The organism is Pseudomonas sp. UBA7500 (assembly GCF_002478435.1).
Taxonomy (GTDB): Bacteria; Pseudomonadota; Gammaproteobacteria; order Pseudomonadales; family Pseudomonadaceae; genus Aquipseudomonas; species Aquipseudomonas palmensis.
Genome location: NZ_DLNW01000015.1, coordinates 35,503 through 56,893, shown reverse-complemented (window position 1 = coordinate 56,893; position 21,391 = coordinate 35,503). Strand labels below are relative to the sequence as shown.

At 66.9% G+C, this 21,391-nt stretch carries 20 protein-coding genes and 1 pseudogene; 12 read left to right on the top strand and 9 right to left on the bottom strand.

The features are described from left to right. Positions 1-52: 52 nt before the first annotated feature. The 3 genes from B4I46_RS07505 to argC form a co-directional block, all read right to left on the bottom strand. The gene (locus tag B4I46_RS07505; RefSeq protein WP_210015222.1) at positions 53-2,416 is read right to left on the bottom strand and encodes a DUF262 domain-containing protein; all 2,364 of its coding nucleotides are present in this window, start codon (positions 2,414-2,416) and stop codon (positions 53-55) included. Continuing rightward, the gene (locus B4I46_RS07500; protein WP_286899380.1) at positions 2,413-4,188 is read right to left on the bottom strand and encodes a DUF262 domain-containing protein; all 1,776 of its coding nucleotides are present in this window, start codon (positions 4,186-4,188) and stop codon (positions 2,413-2,415) included. Before B4I46_RS07500 ends, B4I46_RS07505 begins: the two co-directional genes overlap by 4 nt. Positions 4,189-4,508: 320 nt before the next feature. Then, the gene (gene argC, locus B4I46_RS07495) at positions 4,509-5,432 is read right to left on the bottom strand and encodes an N-acetyl-gamma-glutamyl-phosphate reductase (RefSeq protein ID WP_286899379.1); all 924 of its coding nucleotides are present in this window, start codon (positions 5,430-5,432) and stop codon (positions 4,509-4,511) included. 111 nt (positions 5,433-5,543) lie between these two features. On the opposite strand from argC, the gene B4I46_RS07490 reads away from it, so the two are divergent. From B4I46_RS07490 to B4I46_RS07480, 3 genes are all read left to right on the top strand, one after another. After that, positions 5,544-6,428, top strand: coding sequence for a LysR family transcriptional regulator (locus B4I46_RS07490; protein ID WP_286899378.1), 885 nt, complete (start codon positions 5,544-5,546; stop codon positions 6,426-6,428). A gap of 73 nt (positions 6,429-6,501) precedes the next feature. Continuing rightward, positions 6,502-7,221, top strand: coding sequence for a GNAT family N-acetyltransferase (locus tag B4I46_RS07485; protein WP_104573103.1), 720 nt, complete (start codon positions 6,502-6,504; stop codon positions 7,219-7,221). Positions 7,222-7,398: 177 nt separating this feature from the next. Continuing rightward, the gene (locus B4I46_RS07480; protein ID WP_286899374.1) at positions 7,399-8,250 is read left to right on the top strand and encodes a CAP domain-containing protein; all 852 of its coding nucleotides are present in this window, start codon (positions 7,399-7,401) and stop codon (positions 8,248-8,250) included. Positions 8,251-8,341: 91 nt separating this feature from the next. On the opposite strand, the pseudogene B4I46_RS07475 reads toward B4I46_RS07480, so the two are convergent. From B4I46_RS07475 to B4I46_RS07465, 3 genes and pseudogenes are all read right to left on the bottom strand, one after another. Next, positions 8,342-8,803 (bottom strand): annotated as a pseudogene (locus tag B4I46_RS07475) (GNAT family N-acetyltransferase); the annotation flags it as partial. A 16-nt stretch (positions 8,804-8,819) separates the two neighbouring features. Then, positions 8,820-9,779 (bottom strand): DMT family transporter, encoded by a 960-nt coding sequence (locus B4I46_RS07470; protein ID WP_236176909.1) that lies wholly within the window; start codon positions 9,777-9,779, stop codon positions 8,820-8,822. A gap of 77 nt (positions 9,780-9,856) precedes the next feature. Beyond that, positions 9,857-10,585, bottom strand: coding sequence for an AraC family transcriptional regulator (locus B4I46_RS07465; RefSeq protein ID WP_104573105.1), 729 nt, complete (start codon positions 10,583-10,585; stop codon positions 9,857-9,859). Between the two features lie 171 nt (positions 10,586-10,756). On the opposite strand from B4I46_RS07465, the gene B4I46_RS07460 reads away from it, so the two are divergent. The 5 genes from B4I46_RS07460 (at position 10,757) to B4I46_RS07440 (ending at position 14,138) form a co-directional block, all read left to right on the top strand. Beyond that, positions 10,757-11,890, top strand: coding sequence for a GGDEF domain-containing protein (locus B4I46_RS07460; protein WP_286899368.1), 1,134 nt, complete (start codon positions 10,757-10,759; stop codon positions 11,888-11,890). A gap of 75 nt (positions 11,891-11,965) precedes the next feature. Beyond that, positions 11,966-12,208, top strand: coding sequence for a hypothetical protein (locus tag B4I46_RS07455; protein WP_043860498.1), 243 nt, complete (start codon positions 11,966-11,968; stop codon positions 12,206-12,208). A gap of 17 nt (positions 12,209-12,225) precedes the next feature. Beyond that, a complete protein-coding gene (gene xth, locus B4I46_RS07450; RefSeq protein ID WP_286899364.1) occupies positions 12,226-13,014 on the top strand; it encodes an exodeoxyribonuclease III in 789 nt (262 codons plus the stop codon). Then, entirely contained in the window at positions 13,011-13,736 is a 726-nt protein-coding gene (locus B4I46_RS07445; protein WP_116054404.1) for a DUF72 domain-containing protein, read from the top strand. Before xth ends, B4I46_RS07445 begins: the two co-directional genes overlap by 4 nt. A gap of 72 nt (positions 13,737-13,808) precedes the next feature. Then, entirely contained in the window at positions 13,809-14,138 is a 330-nt protein-coding gene (locus B4I46_RS07440) for a hypothetical protein (protein ID WP_043860501.1), read from the top strand. Here the strand turns inward: B4I46_RS07440 and B4I46_RS07435 are convergent. Beyond that, positions 14,135-14,437 carry a DUF7693 family protein gene (locus B4I46_RS07435; RefSeq protein ID WP_043860502.1) on the bottom strand — a complete coding sequence of 101 codons (303 nt, stop codon included), beginning with the start codon at positions 14,435-14,437 and terminating at the stop codon, positions 14,135-14,137. The genes B4I46_RS07440 and B4I46_RS07435 overlap by 4 nt on opposite strands. 146 nt (positions 14,438-14,583) lie before the next feature. Between B4I46_RS07435 and B4I46_RS07430 the strand changes: the two genes are divergently transcribed. After that, positions 14,584-15,021 carry an FAD/FMN-containing dehydrogenase gene (locus B4I46_RS07430; RefSeq protein WP_213086014.1) on the top strand — a complete coding sequence of 146 codons (438 nt, stop codon included), beginning with the start codon at positions 14,584-14,586 and terminating at the stop codon, positions 15,019-15,021. Positions 15,022-15,165: 144 nt separating this feature from the next. Here B4I46_RS07430 and B4I46_RS07425 read toward each other — a convergent pair whose 3' ends face one another. Together B4I46_RS07425 and B4I46_RS07420 are read right to left on the bottom strand one after the other, a co-directional pair. Continuing rightward, entirely contained in the window at positions 15,166-15,642 is a 477-nt protein-coding gene (locus B4I46_RS07425) for a hypothetical protein (RefSeq protein ID WP_253087003.1), read from the bottom strand. A gap of 27 nt (positions 15,643-15,669) precedes the next feature. After that, entirely contained in the window at positions 15,670-16,797 is a 1,128-nt protein-coding gene (locus B4I46_RS07420) for a GlxA family transcriptional regulator (protein ID WP_253087004.1), read from the bottom strand. 46 nt (positions 16,798-16,843) lie between these two features. Between B4I46_RS07420 and B4I46_RS07415 the strand changes: the two genes are divergently transcribed. The 3 genes from B4I46_RS07415 to B4I46_RS07405 all read left to right on the top strand — a co-directional run bounded on the left by B4I46_RS07415 (position 16,844) and on the right by B4I46_RS07405 (position 21,388). Then, entirely contained in the window at positions 16,844-17,824 is a 981-nt protein-coding gene (locus B4I46_RS07415; RefSeq protein ID WP_286899356.1) for an ABC transporter substrate-binding protein, read from the top strand. A 75-nt stretch (positions 17,825-17,899) separates the two neighbouring features. Beyond that, a complete protein-coding gene (locus B4I46_RS07410) occupies positions 17,900-19,018 on the top strand; it encodes an aryl-sulfate sulfotransferase (RefSeq protein ID WP_043860506.1) in 1,119 nt (372 codons plus the stop codon). 81 nt (positions 19,019-19,099) lie between these two features. Further along, the gene (locus B4I46_RS07405) at positions 19,100-21,388 is read left to right on the top strand and encodes a TonB-dependent receptor (protein WP_286899354.1); all 2,289 of its coding nucleotides are present in this window, start codon (positions 19,100-19,102) and stop codon (positions 21,386-21,388) included. The last annotated feature ends 3 nt before the right edge of the window (positions 21,389-21,391 follow it).

The following is a 21,391-nucleotide window of genomic DNA, read 5'->3' as shown; positions in this document are numbered from 1 at the left end:
AGGGCGCGGGCATCAACCGACCACTTGGAGGGCGGCGGGCAGTCCGCGTGCCTCAGGCCGCCAACAGGCCGGCCAGCGCGACCAGCCGCTGTTCGACCGTGTCGCGGGGGCAGTGGCTCTGCAGGTAGCCGGCCTCGACGACAAAGTCGAAGTCCTGCTGCAGGGCATGGGCCAGGGCGTCGCGCCCGAGCAGTTCATCGACATCGATCTGCAGCAGGAAGCCATGCGACGTGGAGGTGACATAGAGATGGGTGTGCACCTGCGGGCTGTGCCTGTGCAGCAGGTAGAAGTAGGGTTCGTCGGCACTGCCGGAAACCGGCACGTAGCCTTCGACCGACAGCGGTGCCAGTTGCGCCAGCCGCTGCGGGGTTTGCAGCCGTTGATGCAGGGCGAAGCTGAACAGCTCGGCATGGCTGCCACTCATGCGTTCCCTGGCCAGCAGGTACACCTGGTCGCGTTCGAAGCGCAGTTGGCGCAACGCGCAGTACCCGAGGGCCGAGGGGGTCTGGATCAGCACCTGGCGCCACGGCTCCCGCACCCGGGCCTGGTCGATGATGCGTTGCAACTGGGCCGGCAGCGGGCGGGTTTCGTCCAGTCGGTTCCAGAGGCAGAACAGCGTCACGCGCATGCCGTCTTCATTGGCCAGCAGGCGTTTCCAGGTGCCAGGGCCTGTGAGACCGTCGCCAAGGAACGAATGGTTGTAGCCGCGTTTGAGCAGGTAATCACCCTCGCTCAACAGCGCGCGCTCCCAGAGGAAATCGTCGATTGCGCGTAGGCCGTGGTCGTCGAACATCTGCTCGGCCAGCGCAAGGCTGCTGGCAAAGTGTTCCTGCCAGGTGGCATGCGCGTGGCTTTGCAGCGCCCAGGCGGCGCTGCTGTGGTCGAGCAGAAAATCGATCTGGCCCTGAAAGTAGCCGTGCTGCTCGGCGTGTTCGAGCAGCGGCCGCCATTGGCTGTCGGCGACGATCAGTTTCGCCTTGGTGATTTCCTCGCGCACCTGGGTACCGCGAAAGCCGCTGACGGGCCTGTCGACGCTGGCAAAGTGCGCGAGGATGTCCAGCGCCTGCTCCAGCATTTCGCCGAGCCCGCTGACGCTGCGCTTTACATCGTCCGGCCCGTCGTAGCTGGCATTGACCGACAGGTTGACCACCAGCCGCATCCACTCGCCAAATGCCTGCGGTTGGCTGCTGCCATGGCGGCGCAGGAACATCGCATAGCCGCAGAACTGCACCAGGCGGGTGTAGTTCAGTGGCTGGTCGCTGATGGCGTGGTTGAAGAAGGCGACCTCGTCGAAGTAGTGCGCCGTGGGCAACTGGGTGGCGAAACTGTCGGGCCCCTCGCTCCAGGCTTCGAGCAGCAGCATCAGGGTTTCGGAAAACGCATCATCGAGCCAGCCGTTGTCCTCGTACACCTGGTAGCTCAGGCGCTGCTGGCGGTTGCGCAGCTTGAGCAGGTCGGCTTCGTAGCTCGGCGCATCGACGGCGCGGGTGGCCGCGGCGACCATCTGCAACAGGTTCATCACCGCCTGGTCGAACAGGCGCATGGTCGCGGGGGCCGTGGCGTCATTGCGGGCGTTGCTGAAGTTCCAGAAAAAATCCGCCCAGCGCGTGTCCATGCGCCAGGCGAAGAAGGTCGCGGTGCTGACCGGCTTGCCGTGCATCTGCCGGGTGTGACCGTCGAACTGGGTGTGCAGGTGCCGTTCATAGCGCGCCTTGAACGTCTCGAAGGCGGTCAGCGGCATGCCGCGGGCGTTCATCTTGATGTACAGGTCGTCGGCCAGGCCGAAGTCGTCCAGGTCGAGGATCTGGAAGCTGATCACCGGCCGCTGTACATCGATCAGGCGGGCAAAACGGGCGGTGGCGGCGTTGTGAAAGCGCTCGTGCATGGCCTGCAGCATGGTCAGGCATGACTGGATGGTGGGGTCCAGGCGCCAGTGGCGAAAGTACCAGGGCTGGTCGGTGAGGTGCTCGATCAGCGAGTCGTCGGCACCCAGCGCGGGCGAGGGCGCATGCTGGCTGAGGGCGTCGAAGAACTCGCTGCTGCTGGGCCTGACGCTGTAGGCGAATCGGGCGCTGCCGTTGGCGTTGCAGAACAGCTGGGCGAAGGCTGCCAGCTCACCGTCGCGTTGCGCCAGGTACCAGTGCAGCAGAAACAGCGTGGTCAGGCGCTGCTGGCCGTCGAGCGGGACGAACTGGCGCTGGGGGTTCAGCGTGCCGTAGACGAAGTCCAGGTTCAGCGGCAGGCTCGGGTCGTCGGGCGGCAGTGCCAGGGCGCGGGCCAGGGCACCGAGGAACTCGCTGCGCACCTCTTCGGTATCGGCCCTGCCCTGGGCGTAGTCGCGCTGGATCAGCGGGATGCGGGTGCCGGCGTAGCGCTCGAACAGCTGGCCGAAGATGATCTGGCTGTTGGCGCTCATGCGTGCTGCTCCTGCGGGTCGGCGAAGAAGGCTATCAGGGTGTGCAAGAGCGCAAGCGCGTAGCTCTTGCGGTCCTGTTCGCCCCAGAACAGCAGGTGCTTGACGTCAGGGCTGTAGCATTTGAGGAACAGGTTGCGCGTGCACAGCGGCACGAACACGCCGCCCTGGTCCAGGGCCAGCAGGCGCTCGCGCTTGACCGCGAAGATCGCGTTCTTGTAGCTGCGGTTGGTCTTCTGGTCGAGCAGCGTGAGGTTGCCGATGCTGTCGTCGACCTCCTGGTTTTCGCCGAACGCCTCCAGCACTGCCTGGTGGAGCGCGTTGAAAGCCTCATCGTCTGCACCCTTGGGGTCGCCAATGAATGCCTCCAGGGCCTCGCGCAGAGGCCGGGTTTCGGTCTTGTCCGGCAGGTGCGGCAGGCAGCGCTGCAGCCATTGCTGTTTTTCCTCGGCGCCGTTGAAGCGGTGGGCGGTGACCGAGCGCACATGTTCGATGTCCCAGCGCTCCTTCTTGAAGCTGTCGAACTGGAAGCGCACGTTCGATTGCGGGTTCTGCAGCAGGCTGGCGAGGTTGAACAGCAGCAGGGTCGCGCGAATGGCCGATCTGTCCCGCTGTGAGTAGTCCAGGCCGGCGAGGAAGGGCGAGAGCGCATCGGTAATGGCGTCGCGGGTAGCCGGCTGGGGCAGGGGCGAGCCGGTCAGTTGCATGAACACGCGCTGGCGCAGGCGCTGTTCGAACTGGCTCTTGGGCAGGCCTTGCGAGAGGGCGAACAGCTCGGCCACGGCGACACCCTGCTGCACCAGAAAACCGATGATGTGGTAGAGCCGGCGGTCCTCGAACCATTCCTCCAGCAGCATGCAGGTGTTCTTGACCTGCTGCCATAGCGGTTGCGCCGAGGCGTCGGGGGCAGCCAGCCGGCGACTGTAGTGATGGAACACGGAGTAGCGCTGTCGGGCTGGCGCGCTTGCGCCTTCCAGCCGGGCTACCAGCTGGAACAGGAAGCCGATGCGGTTCTGCCCGGTGCTTGGCTGCTCGTTCAGGAAGTACCAGAGCGCGTCGTTCTGCAGGGCCTTTTCGAGTTGATCCCATTCGTGGGCGATGCGCAGTTGCTGGGGCGTTTCGCCCGAGGCGTCGTCGGCGTTGCGCTTGAGGAACAGCGCACGGATCAGCTCGTCGTCGGTCAGGGGGATCTTGCCGATGTTCAGGCGCGTGAAGGCGTCCACCGGGTTCTCGCTGGCGGCCAGCTCGTACCAGATGACCTTGGTGCGGTTGAGCAGGGTGGACTTGAAGTCGTCGACTTCGTTGTCGTGCTGATCGAACCAGTGCTCGATGCTGTGCATGGCCTGGTACAGGTGGAAGAAATCGACATTGCCGCGGGCCTGTTCGGCCGAGGGCTCAAGCAGAAAATCCGGCAGGTGCGGGCGGGTTTCGTAGCTGAGTTCGAACACCGGTGCGCGGTGTCTTTCGGTGAGCCGCTGGTTGAAGAAACGCAGAATCAGCAGCAGCGTGGTGAGGCGCTGCTGGCCGTCGACCACTTCATACTGGCCATTGTCGCGGGCCTTTAGCACCAGCGGCTGCAGGCAGTAGAAGTCGTCGTTCTGCGGGTTCTTGCGGTAGGCGAACTCGAGGATGTCTTCCAGCAGTTGTTGCACCTGCTCGGGTTTCCAGCGGTAGCCGCGCTGGTAGGCGGGGATCCAGAAGCGATTGACCGGGCTTTGCCTGTCCTCCCTGATCAGCTGGTGGACGGGCTTGGGCCGAAAATCGGGTGAGGTCATTGCAATGGTCCTTATTGCCGAGGGTGCGCAACAGCCGAGCGATGGCAGAGTGCCTTGGTAGGGCGAGGTTGGCAACGGAGTGGGCAGAAAAACCGCGTGGGCAGGTTTTGCTGGCGCTGCGCACCAGATCGCGGGGCAAGCCCGCTCCCACGGCCTGGCGGCCCGAAACAGATCATTGAGCCATGCATAATCCGCTTCTGCCCGCAGGGCGTGGGAGCGGGCTTGACCCGCGAATCGAGCGCGAAGCGGTCGCAGGGCCTACATGCACAATGCAGGCTTTTGCTGCGAGGCCACCGCGCCAATCGCCAGGGAAGTGCCCCTCACTCACCCCCCATCATCAGGTCCAGATTCTGCACCGCCGCCCCCGCCGCGCCCTTGCCCAGGTTGTCGAACACCGCCGCCAACAGCACCTGCTCGCCATTCTCGAACACCATCAGGCGCAGGTCGTCGGTGCCGTTCATCACCTGCGGGTCCAGGTACGTCAGCGCCTTGGCCTGCTGCAACGAAAGCACCTCGACGTGCTGCAATTGCGCATAGTGCTCGGCCAGGCACGCATGCAAGCGCTCCCCGGTAACACCCGGCGCCAACAGCCGCAGTTGCACCGGGATGGTCAGCACGATGCCCTGGCGGAACGCACCATAGGCCGGCATGAACATCGGCCGCTGGCCCAGCCCGCTGTACTGCTGGATCTCCGGCACGTGCTTGTGCGCAAGCCCCAGCCCATACGCCTGGTATGCCGGCGCCCCGGCCGCATCCGGCCCCTCGTATAGCTCGACACCGGCGCGCCCGGTGCCCGAGTAGCCCGACACGGCATGCAGGCTGGCAGGGTAGTCCTGCGGCAACAGGCCGGCATCGATCAACGGCTTGAGCAGGCCGATGGCCCCGGTCGGGTAGCACCCGGGGTTGCTCACCCGCTTGGCTGATGCAATGCGCTCGGCCTGCTGCGGGCTCATCTGGGCGAAACCATAGACCCACTCCGGGTGGGTACGGTGCGCGGAACTGGCGTCGATCACCCGCACCGTCGGGTTGCAGATGCTGGCCACCGCTTCGCGCGCGGCATCGTCGGGCAGGCACAGCATGGCGATGTCGCAGGCGTTGATCGCCTCGGCGCGGTGCTGCGGGCTCTTTCTGTGTTCGGCGGGCAGGGTCAGCAACTGCAGGTCGGTTCGGCCCTGCAGGCGCTGGTGGATCTGCAACCCGGTGGTGCCCTGGTCGCCATCGATGAATACAACGGGTGTGGCCATGAGTGTGCTCGCACGTGAAAAAGGTCAGGGCTTATCTTCGATGCCCGGTTAAGATAGGAAAAGTTGAATTTGACAAAGGTCAGGTTCAGTTTTACTGAAGAGGCAACACCCATGCGTGAAATCAGCCTGGACCGTTTGCGTACCCTGGTGGCGATTGCCGACCTGGGGTCGTTCGCCGAAGCCGCGCGGGTGCTCAACCTGGCGCCGCCCACGGTCAGCCTGCATGTCGCCGAGCTTGAAGCGCGAGTGGGCGGCACCCTGCTTTCGCGCACCCGTGGCAACGTGCAGCCCACTGCCATCGGCGAAACCCTGGTGGAGCGCGCCCGCCGCCTGCTGGCCGACGCGCAGCAGGCACTGGACGACGTGCAGCGTCAGGTGCTGGGCCTGGCCGGGCGCGTGCGATTGGGGGCGTCCACCGGGGCGATTGCGCAACTGATGCCCCAGGCGCTGGAAGCCCTGGGCCATGCACACCCCGGCATCGACGTGCAGGTGGCGGTGCTGACCTCGCGCGAAACGCTCAATAAGCTCGCCGAGGGCTCGCTGGACATCGGCCTGGTGGCCCTGCCGCAAAGCCCGGTGAAGGGGCTGAGCATCGAGCCCTGGCGGCGCGACCCGGTCATGGCGTACCTGCCGGCACGCTGGGACTGCCCGGCGCAGGTCACGCCCGAGTGGCTGGCGACCCAGCCGCTGATTCTCAACGACAGCAGCACCGGGCTGTCACGCCTGACCTCGGAGTGGTTCAACGCGGCCGGCCAGCAGCCGGCGCCGCGCATCCAGCTCAACTACAACGATGCGATCAAGAGCCTGGTGGCTGCCGGCTACGGCGCCACCCTGCTGCCCAACGAGGGCTCCACGCCGCTGGCCGATGCGCGCATCGTGATGCGCCCGTTGCAGCCGCTGCTGTGGCGCCAGCTGGGCATCGCGCACCGCAGCGGCGAGGTGGAGCGTGCCACCGGCCATGTGCTGCAGGTGCTGTGGGGCTTGAGCGCGGGGTAGGGCGGGGCCGCGCAGACCTGTAGAATCCCCGCCAGGACCGCAAGGTCACCCTGTTTCCGGAGCCAGACGCCGCATGCCTGTCATCACCCTGCTGCAAACACCCCCCGACGAACCGATCAAGGGCCAGATCCTGCAGATGGTGGTCGACTACCTGACCGACATCAGCAGCGTGGCCCTGCCGCCGAGCAACCCGCTGTACAGCCTCTACCAGTACGGCATCGGCTATGAGGTGCACCTGTACCTGGAGGCCCTGAGTGGCGCGCGCGGCATCCCGGTGGAGCTGCTGGTGGCCACCGACGAGCAGGACCCCTCGCGGCTGCTGGGGTTCGTGCTGTACCTGCCGGTGCAGGACGACCCCCAGGCCTGCGCGGTGGCGTACATGGCGGTACTGGCCAAGCACCGGCGCCAGGGCATCGCCCGGGCCCTGCTGGGGCAGGTGCGCGAGCGCTACCCGCACGTGGAGCTGGCCTGCGCCGTGGGCAAGGTGGCGTATTTCGAGGCGATGGGCTTTCAGGTGCTGGGGGCACGCGGGCCGCAGGTATTGATGAACACCCGCGATCACGCCACCGAGGGGCTGCTGGCGGTGCTCGACGTGGCGCCGATCTACCGCACCCTTGAGGTCCAGCAGATCCACGCCTACCTGCTCAAGCAGCACGGCAAGCGGGCCATGGTGGACGCCGAAAAGCAGCGCGACCGTCATCTGGATCAACTCACCCGCCAGGCCAGGGCATTCGTGCAGCAGCGCCTTGGCGACACGGGCGCGCAGGCCGCTGCCAGCCTGCGGCTGGTGTGAGGGCAGGGGCGTCAACCGGTGGATTTGTGCGCAGGGCAAGGAACGCCGGCCGGCACTGCGCATCCAAGCTCGATAGCGGCGCACAGGCAGGTATTGATAATGCGTCGCATCCCGTGGTGCTACGAAAGCAACACAAAATCCCGCATCATGGGCGCAGTTTGTTCAAGGGAGAGTTACATGCACGACTTATCATCCAGGCTGCGTCTGGGCGCGTTGGCGCTGGGCATGCTTGTCACCACGCTGGCGGTGGCGAGCGACGAGACGCAACTGGTCGAGTCGATCAATGGCTATCGCAGCCAGTCGCAACGTTGTGCCGAGCAGGTGTCGCTGGAACTGCCGCCGCTGGCCAGCGACCTGCGCCTGGTGCTCCCGGCCAACGGTGTCGGTGACTTGCAGCAGGCGCTGGTGAAGGCCTCGTACCCGATGGTCAGCGTGCAGGCCATCAGCCTGTCGGGGCCGCGCGATGCAGCGGCAGCGATGAAGGCGATCCAGGAGAGCTTCTGCAAGGTGGTGCTCGACCCGCAGTTCGTCGATGTGGGCGTGAGCCGCGAAGGGCGTGACTGGCGCATCGTGCTGGCGCGCCCACTGCTCAGTGCCAAGCTGGCGGAGTCGCAGGTGGAGGGGCAGAAGCTGCTCGACGCGATCAACAGTGCACGGGCCCAGCCGCGCCAGTGCGGCGCCCAGGCCTATGCGGCCAGCGCGCCGCTGGCCTGGAATACCACCCTGGCAGAGGCCTCACAGGGCCATACGCGGGCCATGGCCAACGGCAATTTCTTCGACCACCGCGACCGTGACGGGCGCATGCCGGGCGACCGCGCCGAGTTGCAGGGCTACAGCTATCAGCTGATCGGGGAAAACATTGCCGCCGGGCAGGACAACGTGCGCAAGGTGGTCGATGGCTGGCTGGCCAGTGCCGGGCATTGCGCCAACCTGATGAACCCGCAGTTCAAGGAGCTGGGCGCGGCCTATGCGGTGGACCCCAAGAGCGATGCGGGGATCTACTGGACGGCGATGTTCGGGACGAAGTGACAGCATCGCGGGTCAAGCCCGCTCCCACAAGGCACACCGCCATCCTTGTGGGAGCGGGCTTGACCCGCGAGAGGCCGGCGCCGACCTGTACCAGTACCTTGGTCATGGGCACACACGCCAGGTCGATGCCCCGTGGTGAGTGATAGAGCGCTGTCGCTTCGCCCACATAACCACACTGTCGATAGAAGGCTGCTGCGTTCAGCGTGGCGTCCAGGTTCACCTGCGCCAGCCCCAGGTTGCGCGCCAGCGCTTCAAGAAACGCCAGCATCTGTTTGCCCAGGCCTTGCTGCATGTACCCCGGCAACACGAAGATCGCCCCGATTTCACGGGCATTCACATCCAGCATGCCGGTTGCCACCGGCTCACCTTCGATGCACCCCATGTAGAAGTGACTGGCCATGAGGCTGGCGTAGCCATCCTCGGCCGTGCCCGCCGTCCAGGCCAGCATCTGTTCTGCCGGGTAGGCCCCGATGCAGTGATGACGGACTGCCTCCCGACGTATGTCGTAGGCCACTTGGGCATCGGCGCTGGTAGCGGGTCTGATGGTGAGCATTTCACAGTCCATTGGTTCAGGAGGAGGTTGCGGTGGCACTGGCAGTATCGCTGCGGTGGCAGTTCAGGCACCAGACCACGCCACCGACCAGCAGCGCAATAGCAACCAGCTCCAGCGCACCGGGCAGCCGCTGTTCCCACAAAAAGCCGAACAGCAGCGCCGCCAGGGTTTCCACCACCAGCACCTGGCCGCTGAGCGCCAGCGGCAGCAGCCGGCTGGCCTGGTTCCAGAAGGCGCCGCCGACCACCGACGATAGCAGCGCCACGCCCGCGGCCACCAGCACGAAGTGAACCCAGGTTGCCGCGCCATGGGCCGCCACTTCAGGGCCCAGCACCGGGATCGCCAGCACCAGCGCCTGTGCGCCGGTCATCAGGCCCGTGAGCAAGGCCCAGTCGTGGGAGGACACGCCGCCGACCAGGGCCAGCCGGCGGGCGTTGGCCACCGCGTACCAGCTCCAGCTCACCAGCGCGCCCACGGCGCACAGCAGGCCGGCTATCACCTGGCCGCTGCTGGTGCGGGTGTCGGCGCCGCTGTGCAACGCATCGAGGCTGATCAGGGCCACGCCGGCCATCGCCAGCGTCAGCGAGGGGATCAGCCGCCGCACAGGCACCGCGTTGGCGTCATGGCGCCCCGCCAGGGTCACCAGCACCGGGATCAGACCGACGATCAACGAGGTGGTGGCGATGCCGACCAGTTGCACGCCGGTGCCCACCAGCGAGTAGTACACCAGGTTGCCCACCAGGCTCAGCCAGAACAGCGAGACCCAGTCGGCACGGGTGAGCTGCGCGCATACCCGCTGCAGGCGCGGCATCAGCAGCACCAGCGAAAACAGCCCGTAACACAGGAACCGCAGTACCGCGAACTGCACCCCGCTCAACCCTGGGGTGAGTTCGGGGCCCAGGAAGATCACGCCCCAGCACACCCCGGCCGCCACGCCGTAGCCAAGCCCCTTTACCAACGAACGATCAGCGAACATCGCACCACCCCTGCCGTGAAAGGTGCCCAGCATGCGGGTTTTGCCAGTGGTGGTATTGGCGCCGACTGCGGGGTTTTTTACCCAGGCTGTTGCTGGCGCCTGCGGTAGGCGGCGGGGGTGATGCCGCCCACCCGCTGCATGGCGCGGGTGAGGGCGGCCTGGTCGCTGAAGCCGCTGCGCAGGGCAATCTCGGCAATCGCCAGGTGGCTGTCGCCCAGCCAGCGCTGCGCCTGCTCGATCCTTACGCGGGTCAGCCAGCCCTGCGGGGTGCAGTCATGCAGCTCGCGAAAGCGCTGATGCAGCTGGCTGAGGCTCATGCCCGCGACATGGGCCATGCGCTCGTTGCTCCAGGCGGCGGCTGGTCGGGCGTGTACCTGGGCAATCAGGCGGTTGAGGCCGGGGTTCGGCTGCACCGGCAGGGCGGCCAGCGACGCCAGCAGCAAGGGCGCCAGGTGCGTTGCAGTGGCCGCCAGCTGGTCACGGCCGATGAGCTCGGCATATTCGATCAGGCGCCGGGTAGCGGGCGGGATGGTGACATAGGTGCGTTGCGCCAGCGCCGTGAACGGCTGGCCGTGCAGTGCATCGGGGGCACAGTCGAGCACCAGGAAGCGACTGCCGGGCTGCGCCAGCTGCGCGTGCTGCGAACCGGGTCGCACCAGCGCCGCCAGGGCATTGTCGATGCTGCCGCCACGGCCATCCACGTCGATTTCCATGCGCCCGCAGATGGGCAGCACCAGTTGCGTGAAGTCATGCTGGTGATGAGCGCTTTCAGCCTGATAGCTGCGAATATCGAGGTTCAAGACCAATGGTGCACTCCTGGCGTCAGACGTCGGCATGGCCGCCGTGCGCACAGGCTATCCTCGACCCTCTGAACATTCAATCGCACGTGCGCGCCCCAGCCGACAGCCGGCTGTTCGAGATGATCGCACAGTGCCACAATGCGGCTTACCAGCGCTTCACCATAGCGGGCATAGCCAATGGATCATCCCTTTTCGCACCCTGATGCCACTGTGGCGCAACTGGCCCGTACCGACCGTTTGCAGTTGCTGTTCCGTCAGTCGCTGACCGCGGTGTACGGCAGCTTTCTTGGCGCAGTGATGCTGTGCTGGCTGTGCTGGGACTACATCGAACACAACGTCGCGTTGAGCTGGATCGGCGTGCTGAGCGTGGCGACCCTGTCGCGCATCGTGCTGTTCACCGCTTACTACCGCAGCCCCGAGACCAGCCATACCCCCTCGCGCTGGGAACGCAGATACTGGGTCACCCTGGTGTTCAGTGCCGGCGTGTGGGGCCTGGGGGCGCTGGCGGTGATGCCGCACGACAGCCTGCTGGCCCAGGCGATCGTGCTGTTGTTCGCCGTGGGCATGTCGGGCAGCGCGGTATCCTGCTATTACGCCTACCGCTCGATGACCCTGGCCGCCATCGGCCTGGTGCTGCTGCCCTGCACGCTGTGGCTGCTGTTTCAGCCTTCGCAGCTGCAGACCGGCATGGCCCTGGCGGTGCTGGTGTTTTCCTCGTTCATGCTGCGTGCCACCGGCAAGCTCTGCGCGGCGCTGGAGAAGGCGTTATGCCTGACCCACGAGATGGAACGCGCGCACCACATCGCCAGCAGCGCGGCGCAAACCGATGAGCTGACCGGCCTGAAGAACCGCCGGGCGTTCTTCGAACATGCCCAGCAGTTGTACTCCCACAGCCAGCGCGAGCACCGCCCGCTGTGCGCATTGATGCTGGACATCGATCACTTCAAGCGCATCAACGACACCTACGGTCATCAGGTCGGCGACGAGGTGCTGCGCCAGATCGGCGGGGTGATCAAGGCCTCGTTCCGCGACACCGACGTGTACGGTCGGCTGGGCGGGGAGGAGTTCGCGGTGCTGCTGGCCGACACCCCGATGGACACGGCGCTGGGCATCGCCGAGCAGTTGGCGCAAGCCATCGCCCAATTGCAGTTCGTGCACCACAGCGATGGTCGCCAGGGCATGACGGCCAGCTTCGGCGTGGCGGTGGCCAGTGCGGCGCACAGCGACCTGCACACCCTGCTCAACAGCGCCGACCAGGCGATGTACCGCGCCAAGGCCCAGGGGCGCAATCAGGTGGTGGCGGCCGACTGACCGCCTGTGCACTGCAACTGAACGTTCGGCCACGCCCGGCACTCACTAGAGCTGAGTGACCCAGAGGACAATGCCATGTCGGTTGACCGCAATACGCCTGAACTCAAAGCCTGGTATGCCGTGCTGGACGATCAGAGTTACCGGCTGGAGTCGCCGGATGCCTACCACCAGGCCCTGATCAGCCTGGCCCAGGCGCTGCTGGACGACGGTGCCATCGAATGGGACGACTGGCTGGCGCTCAAGGCCATGGCCGACGAGGCGAACACGCACGCCATCGAAGCGGCCGTGGAGGCCAAGGTCGACGACCCGGATACCTGATCGCCAGGGAGGTGCGGATGAAAACGCTGAAGATCGCCACATTCAACATCAACGGCCTGCGGGCGCGGCTGCCCAACCTGCTGGCCTGGCTGGAGCGGGAACAGCCCGACATCGCCTGCCTGCAGGAGCTCAAGGCGGTAGACAGCGCGTTCCCTGTGGCTGACTTCGAAGCCCTCGGCTATGGCTGCCTGCACCATGGCCAGGCGTCGTGGAACGGCGTGGCGATTCTGGCCCGTGACGCGCAACCGCTGGAGGTGCGCCGCGGCTTGCCGGGAAGCGAGGACGATACGCAAAGCCGGTATCTCGAAGCGGCGGTGCTGGGCATTCAGGTCGGCTGCCTGTACCTGCCCAATGGCAACCCGCAACCGGGGCCCAAGTTCGACTACAAGCTGGCCTGGTTCGAACGCCTGATCGCCCACGCCCAGGGCCTGGTGAACAGCGAGCACCCGGTGCTGCTGGCCGGCGACTTCAATGTGGTGCCCACCGACCTGGATATCTACAACCCGCGCTCCTGGCTCAAGGACGCGCTGCTGCAGCCCGAAAGCCGCGAATGCTACCAGCGCCTGCTGGCCCAGGGCTGGACGGACGCTATCCGCCACCTGTACCCGGACGAGCGGGTGTACACCTTCTGGGACTATTTTCGCCAGCACTGGCAGAAGAACTCGGGGCTGCGCATCGACCACCTGCTGCTCAACCCGCCGCTGGCCAGGCGCCTGAAAAACGCCGGGGTCGACGCCTGGGTGCGCAACGAAGCGCATGCCAGCGACCATGCACCCACCTGGATCGAACTCAAGGCCCCTCGATGAGCCCCTTGTTGCGCATCGGCTGTGCCGGCTGGAGCCTGCCGCGCGCGTACTGGCCGGCGTTCGCCGAGCAGGGCACGCACCTGCAGCGTTATGCGTCGCGCCTGCCGGCCGTGGAAATCAACAGCTCGTTCTACCGCCCGCACCAGCCCGCCACCTATGCGCGCTGGGCTCATGCGGTACCGCCAGGCTTCGCATTCTCGGTCAAGGTGCCCAAGCAGATCACCCATGTGCAACGCCTGCATGACTGCGCCGGGTTGCTGGATGCGTTTGTGCAGCAGTGCACGCAGCTGGGCGAGCGCCTGGGATGCCTGCTGGTGCAGACCCCGCCATCGCTGGCCTGCGAGCCGCAGGTGGCGCAGGCGTTCTTCGGTGCACTGCGTGAGCGCTACGCCGGCGCCGTGGCGTTCGAGCCGCGCCATGCCTCCTGGGCCGACGCCGGGGCGTTGCTCGAACGCTGGCGCATTGCCCAGGTGGGGGCCGACCCCAGCCCCATCGGTGCCGTGCAGCCAGGTGGCTGGGCCGGCTTGCGCTATTGGCGCCTGCACGGCTCGCCACGCCTCTATCACAGCGCCTATGGGCACGAACGCCTGGCACTGCTGGCCCAGGACATACGCCAGACCCTGCAGGCCGGCGTGGAGTGCTGGTGCATCTTCGACAACACCGCCAGCGGCGCTGCGGTAGGCGATGCACTGGGCCTGCTGCAACTGCTGGAGGACACATAAGGCAATTTGCTGGCCCCGGCGCCTTTTCATCCTTGGCAAACTCGCCGCCTTTCAACGGGTTAGGATGACTTCATGCGAGGTTTCGTGATGACCGTGGCCGTGTGCGCACTGGCCACCTTCTCGCTGGCGACGCACGCCAAGGCGCTGAACAAGAATGACCGCTTCGTGTGCAGCTGGGGTTCGGAGATTGCCGCCGGCGCGCAGCAGTCCAAGCTGTCCGGGGTCACGCTGTATGCCGCGCGCAAGCGCCTGCAATCGCGCAAGTTCCCCAAGCCGTGGATGCGCATGACGGCCATGGGCATTACCGAACAGACCTACAACAGCCGCTCGCGGCTCAAGCCGCCAGCCATCAAGCAGACCTACTACGAACAGTGCGCGCGCCATGCCATGGCGCAGCGCTAGGCGCCGAGCAGGCGCTCGATCCGGGCCAGTTCCCAGGTGCTGAGCAGGTAGACCGGGTCGGTGCCGTAGCGCAAGCCAGGCTCGTACACCCGGCCATCCGGGCTCTGGCAACGCTGGCAGTGGTGCAGGTGGCCGTGTTCGACATCCAGGCTCAACTGCCAGCCGTCGATCTGCACCTGCATCACGCCACTGGCCGGTTGCGCCTGCAGGCACTGCAGGCTGGCCAGCCCCAGGGCGGCGTCACGTAGCTGCTGGCACACCTCGCGGGCGGTGAGGGTGTGGTCAGTGGGCGCGTTCATCCATACCTCCCGGAAAAAAGCGTCACTTTATGCGGTGGCGCGGGCGATGTCTTCGCCTGCCTGAGTCGCGCTATAGTCGCCGGCTTGTCGAAGCCCAATGAACGAGGTGTGGTGTGAGAGTGCTGATCGTGCTGTTGCTGGGCCTGATGCCCATCGTTGCCCAGGCGCTTGAGGTGGGCGAGCGCGTGGCCCCGTGGACCCTGCTCGACCAGTTCGAGCAGCCGTATACCCTAAACGACGACACGGCCCTGGTGCTGGTGGCGCGCAGCATGGAGGGTGGCAAGCTGGTCAAGGCGGTGCTGGAGGGGCAGCCCAAGGGCTACCTGGAGGCGCGCAAGGGTGTGTTTGTCGCCGACGTGCAGCGCATGCCGGCGCTGATCGCCAAGCTGTTCGCCATCCCGGCCATGCGCGACTACAGCTACCGCGTGCTGCTGGACCGCGAGGGGCGGGTGGCCTCGCGTTACCCGGGCGCCGAGGACACGGTGCTGTTGCTGCAACTGGAGCACGGGCGCGTGACGGCCAAGCAGGAAGTGGCCGATGCACAGGCACTGCGCGAGGCGCTGGCCGAGGTGAAGGCGCGTTGAAGATCCCCGCTGAGTTCATCGTTCACGAAACCGCGCACTGGGATCGCGGGCCAAGCCCGCTCCCACAGAAGCAGCGCAAACCTGTGGGAGCGGGCTTGACCCGCGATCGGGTGCGCAGCACCAGCAGGCAGGCACCTACGCCCCTCACTTCACCGGATGCGCCGCCACCGCCACCTTCAACGCTTCGGTCACCAGTTCGATCAGCACCGGCCTGGCACTGGCCTGCATGGCCTTGCCGATGTCTGGCTGCTTGGTCATCACCTTGTCGGCATACTTGGATTCGCGACCTTCGCTGGCCAGTGACGCCAGCTCCTTCGCCGAAAACGACTGGCTGTAGGCCTCGACCAGGTGCTGGTCCCACTGCGGCTGGTACTTGGGCAGCAACCCCTTGATGGCCGCCGTCACGCTCTTTTCCGCTTGCTGGCTGCCGACCTGCGCAGTCAGCAGGCCGTAGGTGTTGGTGCGCATGGCCGCCGACAGCGCAATCGGCCCCAGGTTGGCCCCGGCCTGGCTCTTGACCACGAACTCGCGCGCCGCCTCTGCTGCCGGTGCCTTGGCATAGGCAGTGCCACCCAGTCCGCTCAACGCCAGCAGGGCAAGCAGGGTATACAGAACTTTCATGATCACTCCGTTCTCGACAATCCGAATCTACTGCGCCAGATGCTCCAGCGCGATGCCCGGCCGCTCCACATGACGGTAGCCGGTCTGGCCGGCCACCGGCACGGGCACGCCCGGTTGCGGGGCCCTGGCCTGGGTACGATAACCCAGCGGGCTGGTGCCCAGCTCTTTCTGAAACACCCGGCGCATGCGTTCTTCGCGGCCGAAGCCGACGGTTTCGGCAATGCGCTTGATCGGCTCGCGGGTGGTCTCCAGCAGGCGGCACGCCGCTTCAAGGCGCAATGTTTCCACCGCCTGGGCCGGCGTGTCACCCGTGGCCGCCACATAGGCCCGGGCAAAATGCCGCGGGCTCATGCCGAACTGCTCGGCCAGGCGCTCCACCCGCAGGTCGCCATCCAGATTGGCGGCGATCCAGGCATGCAGCCGGGCCAGGCGCACATCCGGTGCGGTGCGCAGCGCGTTGGACTGTGCCTGCAACGAGGCACTGAGCTGCGGTTGCCCGGCCGAGCGCCACAGAAACACCGTGAAGTAGCGTGCCAGCGCCAGGGCCGCGTGGGGGCCGAGGTCCTGCTCCACCAGTGCCAGCGCCAGGTCGATGCCCGCCGTGGCGCCGCCGCAGGTCCACAGGTTGGCGTCATTCAGGTACAGCGCGTCGGGCTGGCACTGCACGCTGGGGTAGCGCGCCTGCAACTCGTCATTGAACTTCCAGTGGGTCACCACCCGACGGCCATCGAGCAGGCCCGCAGCCGCCAGCGCGAAGGTGCCCGTGCCCACCGAGCACAGCCGGCGAATCTGCCCATGGCGCCGGCGCAGCCAGTCGCACGCGCGCGGGTCTGCTTCCAGTGCGGCCACCCCAGGGCCGCCGGCCACGATCAGGGTGTCGATGTCGCGCAGATCCAGGTCCAGCTGCGCCAGTGAACGGGTCATCACCTCGATGCCCGACACCGTGCTGATCAGGCCGCCCTCGGGCGAGGCCAGTACCAGGCGATAGGGCGGGTGCTGTGCGAACGCGCCGGCCAGCAGGCGCGGCACGGCGCCGAACACCTCCAGCGGGCCGGCCGCATTGAGCAGCAACGCATCGTCGAAACCCAGCACCACCACCGCGCGGGGCGCGGGTGGCGTGGCAGCAAAGGAGGGGTGTTTGGCATGGAGTTGCACGGGGGGCCTCGACATACTGGGTTCAACACGAAACAAGGGGACGACAATGCCGTTATTCGCTGCTGCTGCCAAGCACCTGCACGCCCGCCGCACCACCTTGCGCGCCGTGGCGCTGTGCGCCGGCATGGTGCTGGCCCAGGCCGTCAGCGCCGCACCTGCCGCGCTGCGGGTCGGCGACCAGAGCGGGCTGGTACAAACCCTGCTGCAGGCCGCCGGGGAGGCCCAGACTCCTACCTTGCCCCTGAGCTGGCACCCGTTCCCGGCCGGCCCGGCCTTGCTCGAGGCGCTGAGTGCCGGGGCGGTGGATGTGGGGGTGGTGGGCAATGCGCCGCCGGTGTTTGCCCAGGCCGGTGGTTTCGACATCCGTATCATCGGCGTGGCCGACGGCGCCCAGAACAACAATGCGCTGCTGCTGCCACAAGGCTCGACGGTGCAACAGGTGGCCGACCTAAAGGGCCGGCGCGTGGCGGTGGCCAAGGGCTCCAGCGGCCACTACCTGCTGCTGGCCGCGCTGCGCCAGGCCGGGCTGAGCCCCCGGGAGGTGAAGATCGCCTATGCCAGCCCCATCGATGCGCAAAACGCCTTTGCCAGTGGCCACCTGGACGCCTGGGCGGTGTGGTACCCCTTTGTCGGGCAGGCCACCGCCCACGGCGCCCGGGTGCTGGTGGACGGCTCGGCCTGGCCCGAGACCGGCCTTAACTTCACGGTCGCCAGCGGCCAGGCCCTGGCCGACCCGCAGCGTGCTCGACAGCTGGGCGAGCTGATGGTGCGCCTGGCCAGGGCGCAGGCGTGGGCCACCGCCCACCCGGATGCCTGGGCCCAGGCGCTGGCAGGCAGCACGCGCCTGCCCCTTGAGCTGGTGCGCGAGATGCTGGCGCACCAGCACCTGCGCTATGTGCCCATCGACCCTTCGATCATCGCCTTGCAGCAACGCCTGGCCGATGCCTTCGCCGCCGAGCGCCTGATCCCAAAACCGCTGCAGGTTGAACAGGTATTCGATAGCCGTTTCAACAGCTTGCTGCCATAACCTGACTAAACACTTCAACTCGACCTGCCATGCCGACCTGCCGTCGGCAGGGCACCACTTACCCGGAGAAACCTCATGACTGCCCTGCACACCCCGACCCTCAAACGCCACAGGACCGGCCTGGTTGCCGTGGATCACGCCCGCAGCGCCGGGGGTTACACCCTGTTCGCACCGCAGACCGCCGACGGCAACGTGTTCCTGATCGACCTGGACGGCGAAGTGGTACACCGCTGGAAGCTGCCCCAGCGCCCCGGTCGCGACGCGGTGATACTGCCCAACGGCAACCTGGGCTACAACGGCAACCACCCCGACTCCCCCGAGCTGTTCCCCGGCTGGTCGGTGTGGCACGGCGGCGCCTTCAGTGAAGTCACCGCGCAAGGCGAGGTGGTGTGGCAGCACACCGACCTGCTGCACCACCACGATGCCCAGTGGCTGGACAACGGCCACCTGCTGTACACCACGGTCGAGCCCCTGAGCCCCGAGCTGGCCAGCCGCGTGGTGGGCGGTATTCCCGGCAGCGAGGCGGCGGGCGGGGTGATCTATGCCGACGTGGTCAAGGAGGTGGATCGCCAGGGCCAGGTGGTGTGGGAGTGGCGCAGCTGGGAGCACCTGCGCCCCGAGGACTACCCGCTGCACGACACCTTCGAGCGCTACCACTGGCCCATGACCAACGCGGTGACCCCGGGTCGCGATGGCAAGGTGATCCTCAGCCTGCGCAGCGTGTCGTCGGTGATCGCCGTGCAGCGCGGCAGCGGCGAGGTGCTGTGGCGTCTGGGCCACGATCTGGTGGCGCAGCAGCATTGCCCGAGCGAGCTGGAGAACGGCCGCATCCTGGTGTTCGACAACGGTATTTCGCGGCCCCACGTGTCGATGCCGCACTCGCGCATCCTGGAGATCGACCCGCTGACCCGGCGCATCGAATGGCAGTACGCCGATACCCCCGGCTATGCCTTCTTCACCCCGTTCATGGGCGGTGCGCAGCGCCTGCACAACGGCAACACGCTGATCACCGAGGCCAACTTCGGCCGCCTGTTCGAAGTGACGCCGGCCGGCGAGGTGGTGTGGGAGTACATCAACCCGCATTTTGCCGCCTACCCCGATGCGGCCTCGCGCCGCTACCTGCCGGGCGAGAACAACGCGATCTTCCGCGCGCACCGTTACCAGCGCGACGACATTCCCTGGCTGAAAGCCTGAACACAGCGCACCAGCACCCACCCTCACGCTCACGCACACCACGCGCAGCGAGGTACCGCCATACCCCCAAAGGAATCGATGATGAAGCTGCCTTATCCACGCCCCCTGTGCCTGGCCGCACTGGGCCTGCTGTCACTGCCTGCGTCAGCCACTGAACCTGCCCCCACCGACGCCCCGACCCTTGCCCCGGTGACGGTCGAGGCGCGCCGGCGCAGCGAAGAGGCGCAGCACGTGCCCACCCCCATGAGCGTGCTGGGCGCCCAGGCCCTGGAGGCCCAGCGCCTGTATCGCCTGCAGGACCTGCAACAGGCCATGCCCAGCGTCAACGTGGCGTTCATGAACCCGCGCCAGTCGAGCCTGTCGATTCGCGGGCTGGGCAACAACCCGGCCAGTGACGGCCTGGAGGGCAGCGCCGGGATCTACCTCGACAACGTCTACCTGGGCCGCCCCGGCATGGCCGTGTTCGACCTGCTGGACATCGAGCAGATCGCCTTGCTGCGCGGCCCGCAAGGCACCCTGTTCGGCAAGAACACCACGGCCGGGGTGCTCAACATCGCCACCCGCCAGCCCACCTTCACCCCGCAGGGCAACGTGTCGACGTCGCTGGGCGAGGACGGCTACCGGCAGGTGCAGGGCGGTGTGTCGGGGCCGTTGACCGACACGCTGGCCGGGCGGGTGGCGGCCTACCGCACCGACGAGAACGGCTACGTGGAGAACCGGTTCGACGGCGACACCCTGGGCGGCGGCCGGCGCCAGGGCTTTCGCGGGCAGTTGCTGTTCAAGCCGCAGGAAGACTTCAGCCTGCGCTGGATCGGCGACTACAACGAGGAGCACTCCAGCGCCGGCACGCGCTCGCTGTTCAGCACCGGGCCGACCATCAACGGGGTCAACCGCTATGAACAGCGGGCCCAGGCGGTGGGCGCGACGCTGGTCGACGGGCGCAGGGTCAACCTCGATGCCGACCAGCGTGTCACGGTGTTCCAGGGCGGCACCTCGCTGGAGGCGAACTGGGGGCTGGCCGATGGCTTCACGCTGACGTCGATCAGCGCCTACCGCTGGTGGGACTTCACCCCGCGCAACGACGACGAACTGAACGTGGACGTGATGCACAACGTCGGCCAGTCGGCCCGCGACAAGCAGTATTCGCAAGAGCTGCGCCTGGCCTCGCCGCTGGGTGAGCGGTTCGATTACGTGGTGGGCGGCTATTACTTTGGCCAGCAAATGCGAAACCGCGTGTTCACCGAATACGGGCCGCTGGCCGACACCTGGAACGGCACCCCGCAGGGCGCATTGAACGATGTGAACAGCGTGGGCCACGGCAGCATCGACACCGACAGCTTCGCCACCTTTGCCCAGGGCACCTGGCACCTGACCCCGCGCCTGGACCTGAGCCTGGGCCTGCGCGGTACCTACGAGCGCAAGTTGGCCAGGGTGACGCGCGATGCCCCGGTGGGCGGCGCGAGCGTGACGGGGGCGGCGGCAGCGGTAAGGCAGGGGCGTGTCGGCGCCTATGATTCGGGCGACCTCAGCCTCTACAGCTTCAGCCCGTCGGCGCTGGCCAGCCTGGCCTGGCGGGTGAACGACCAGGTACTGGCGTATGGCTCGTTGTCCCATGGGGAGAAGTCCGGCGGGGTCAACCTCAGCGTGGCCAGCGCCCCGGTGGCCGGCGCCGACTCGCTGCTGATCGGCAGCGAACGGGCCAACGACGCCGAACTGGGCATCAAGACCACGCTGCTGGATCAGCGCCTGCAACTCAATGCCAACCTGTTCTGGACGATTGTGCACGGCTACCAGACCAACGCCTACGACGACGCCAACCTCACCAGCTACCTGACCAACGCCGGCAGCGTGCGCAGCCGTGGCCTTGAGCTGGACAGTACCTGGCGGGTGAGCCGTGGCCTGACGCTGAGCCTGAACGGCTCGTGGAATGATGTGCGCTACCTGTCCTACGACAACGCCCCATGCCCGGCGGAGGTGGCCTTGCGCCCCGGCGCCCCGGCCGCCTGCGACCTCAGCGGGCATAACGTGGTGGGCGCGGCCAAATGGATTGCCAACACCAGCGCCAGCTACCAGTGGGACCTGGAGAACGGCCTGCAACCCTACGTGAACGGCAACTACGCCTGGCGCTCGCAGGCGGTGGGCACGGTGGACGATTCGCGCCTGGCGCAGTTGCCGGGGTATGCGCTGGTCAACCTGTCGGCGGGGGTGCGCGGCGACTGGGGCCAGGGCCAGTGGGACGTGTCGCTGTGGCTGAAGAACGCCTTCGACAAGACCTACTACACCACCCTGTGGAACTCGCCCAACGGCGCCTACACCGGGGTGCTGGGTACGCCGCGCACCCTGGGCATGAGTGCACGCTACGACTTCTGAGGC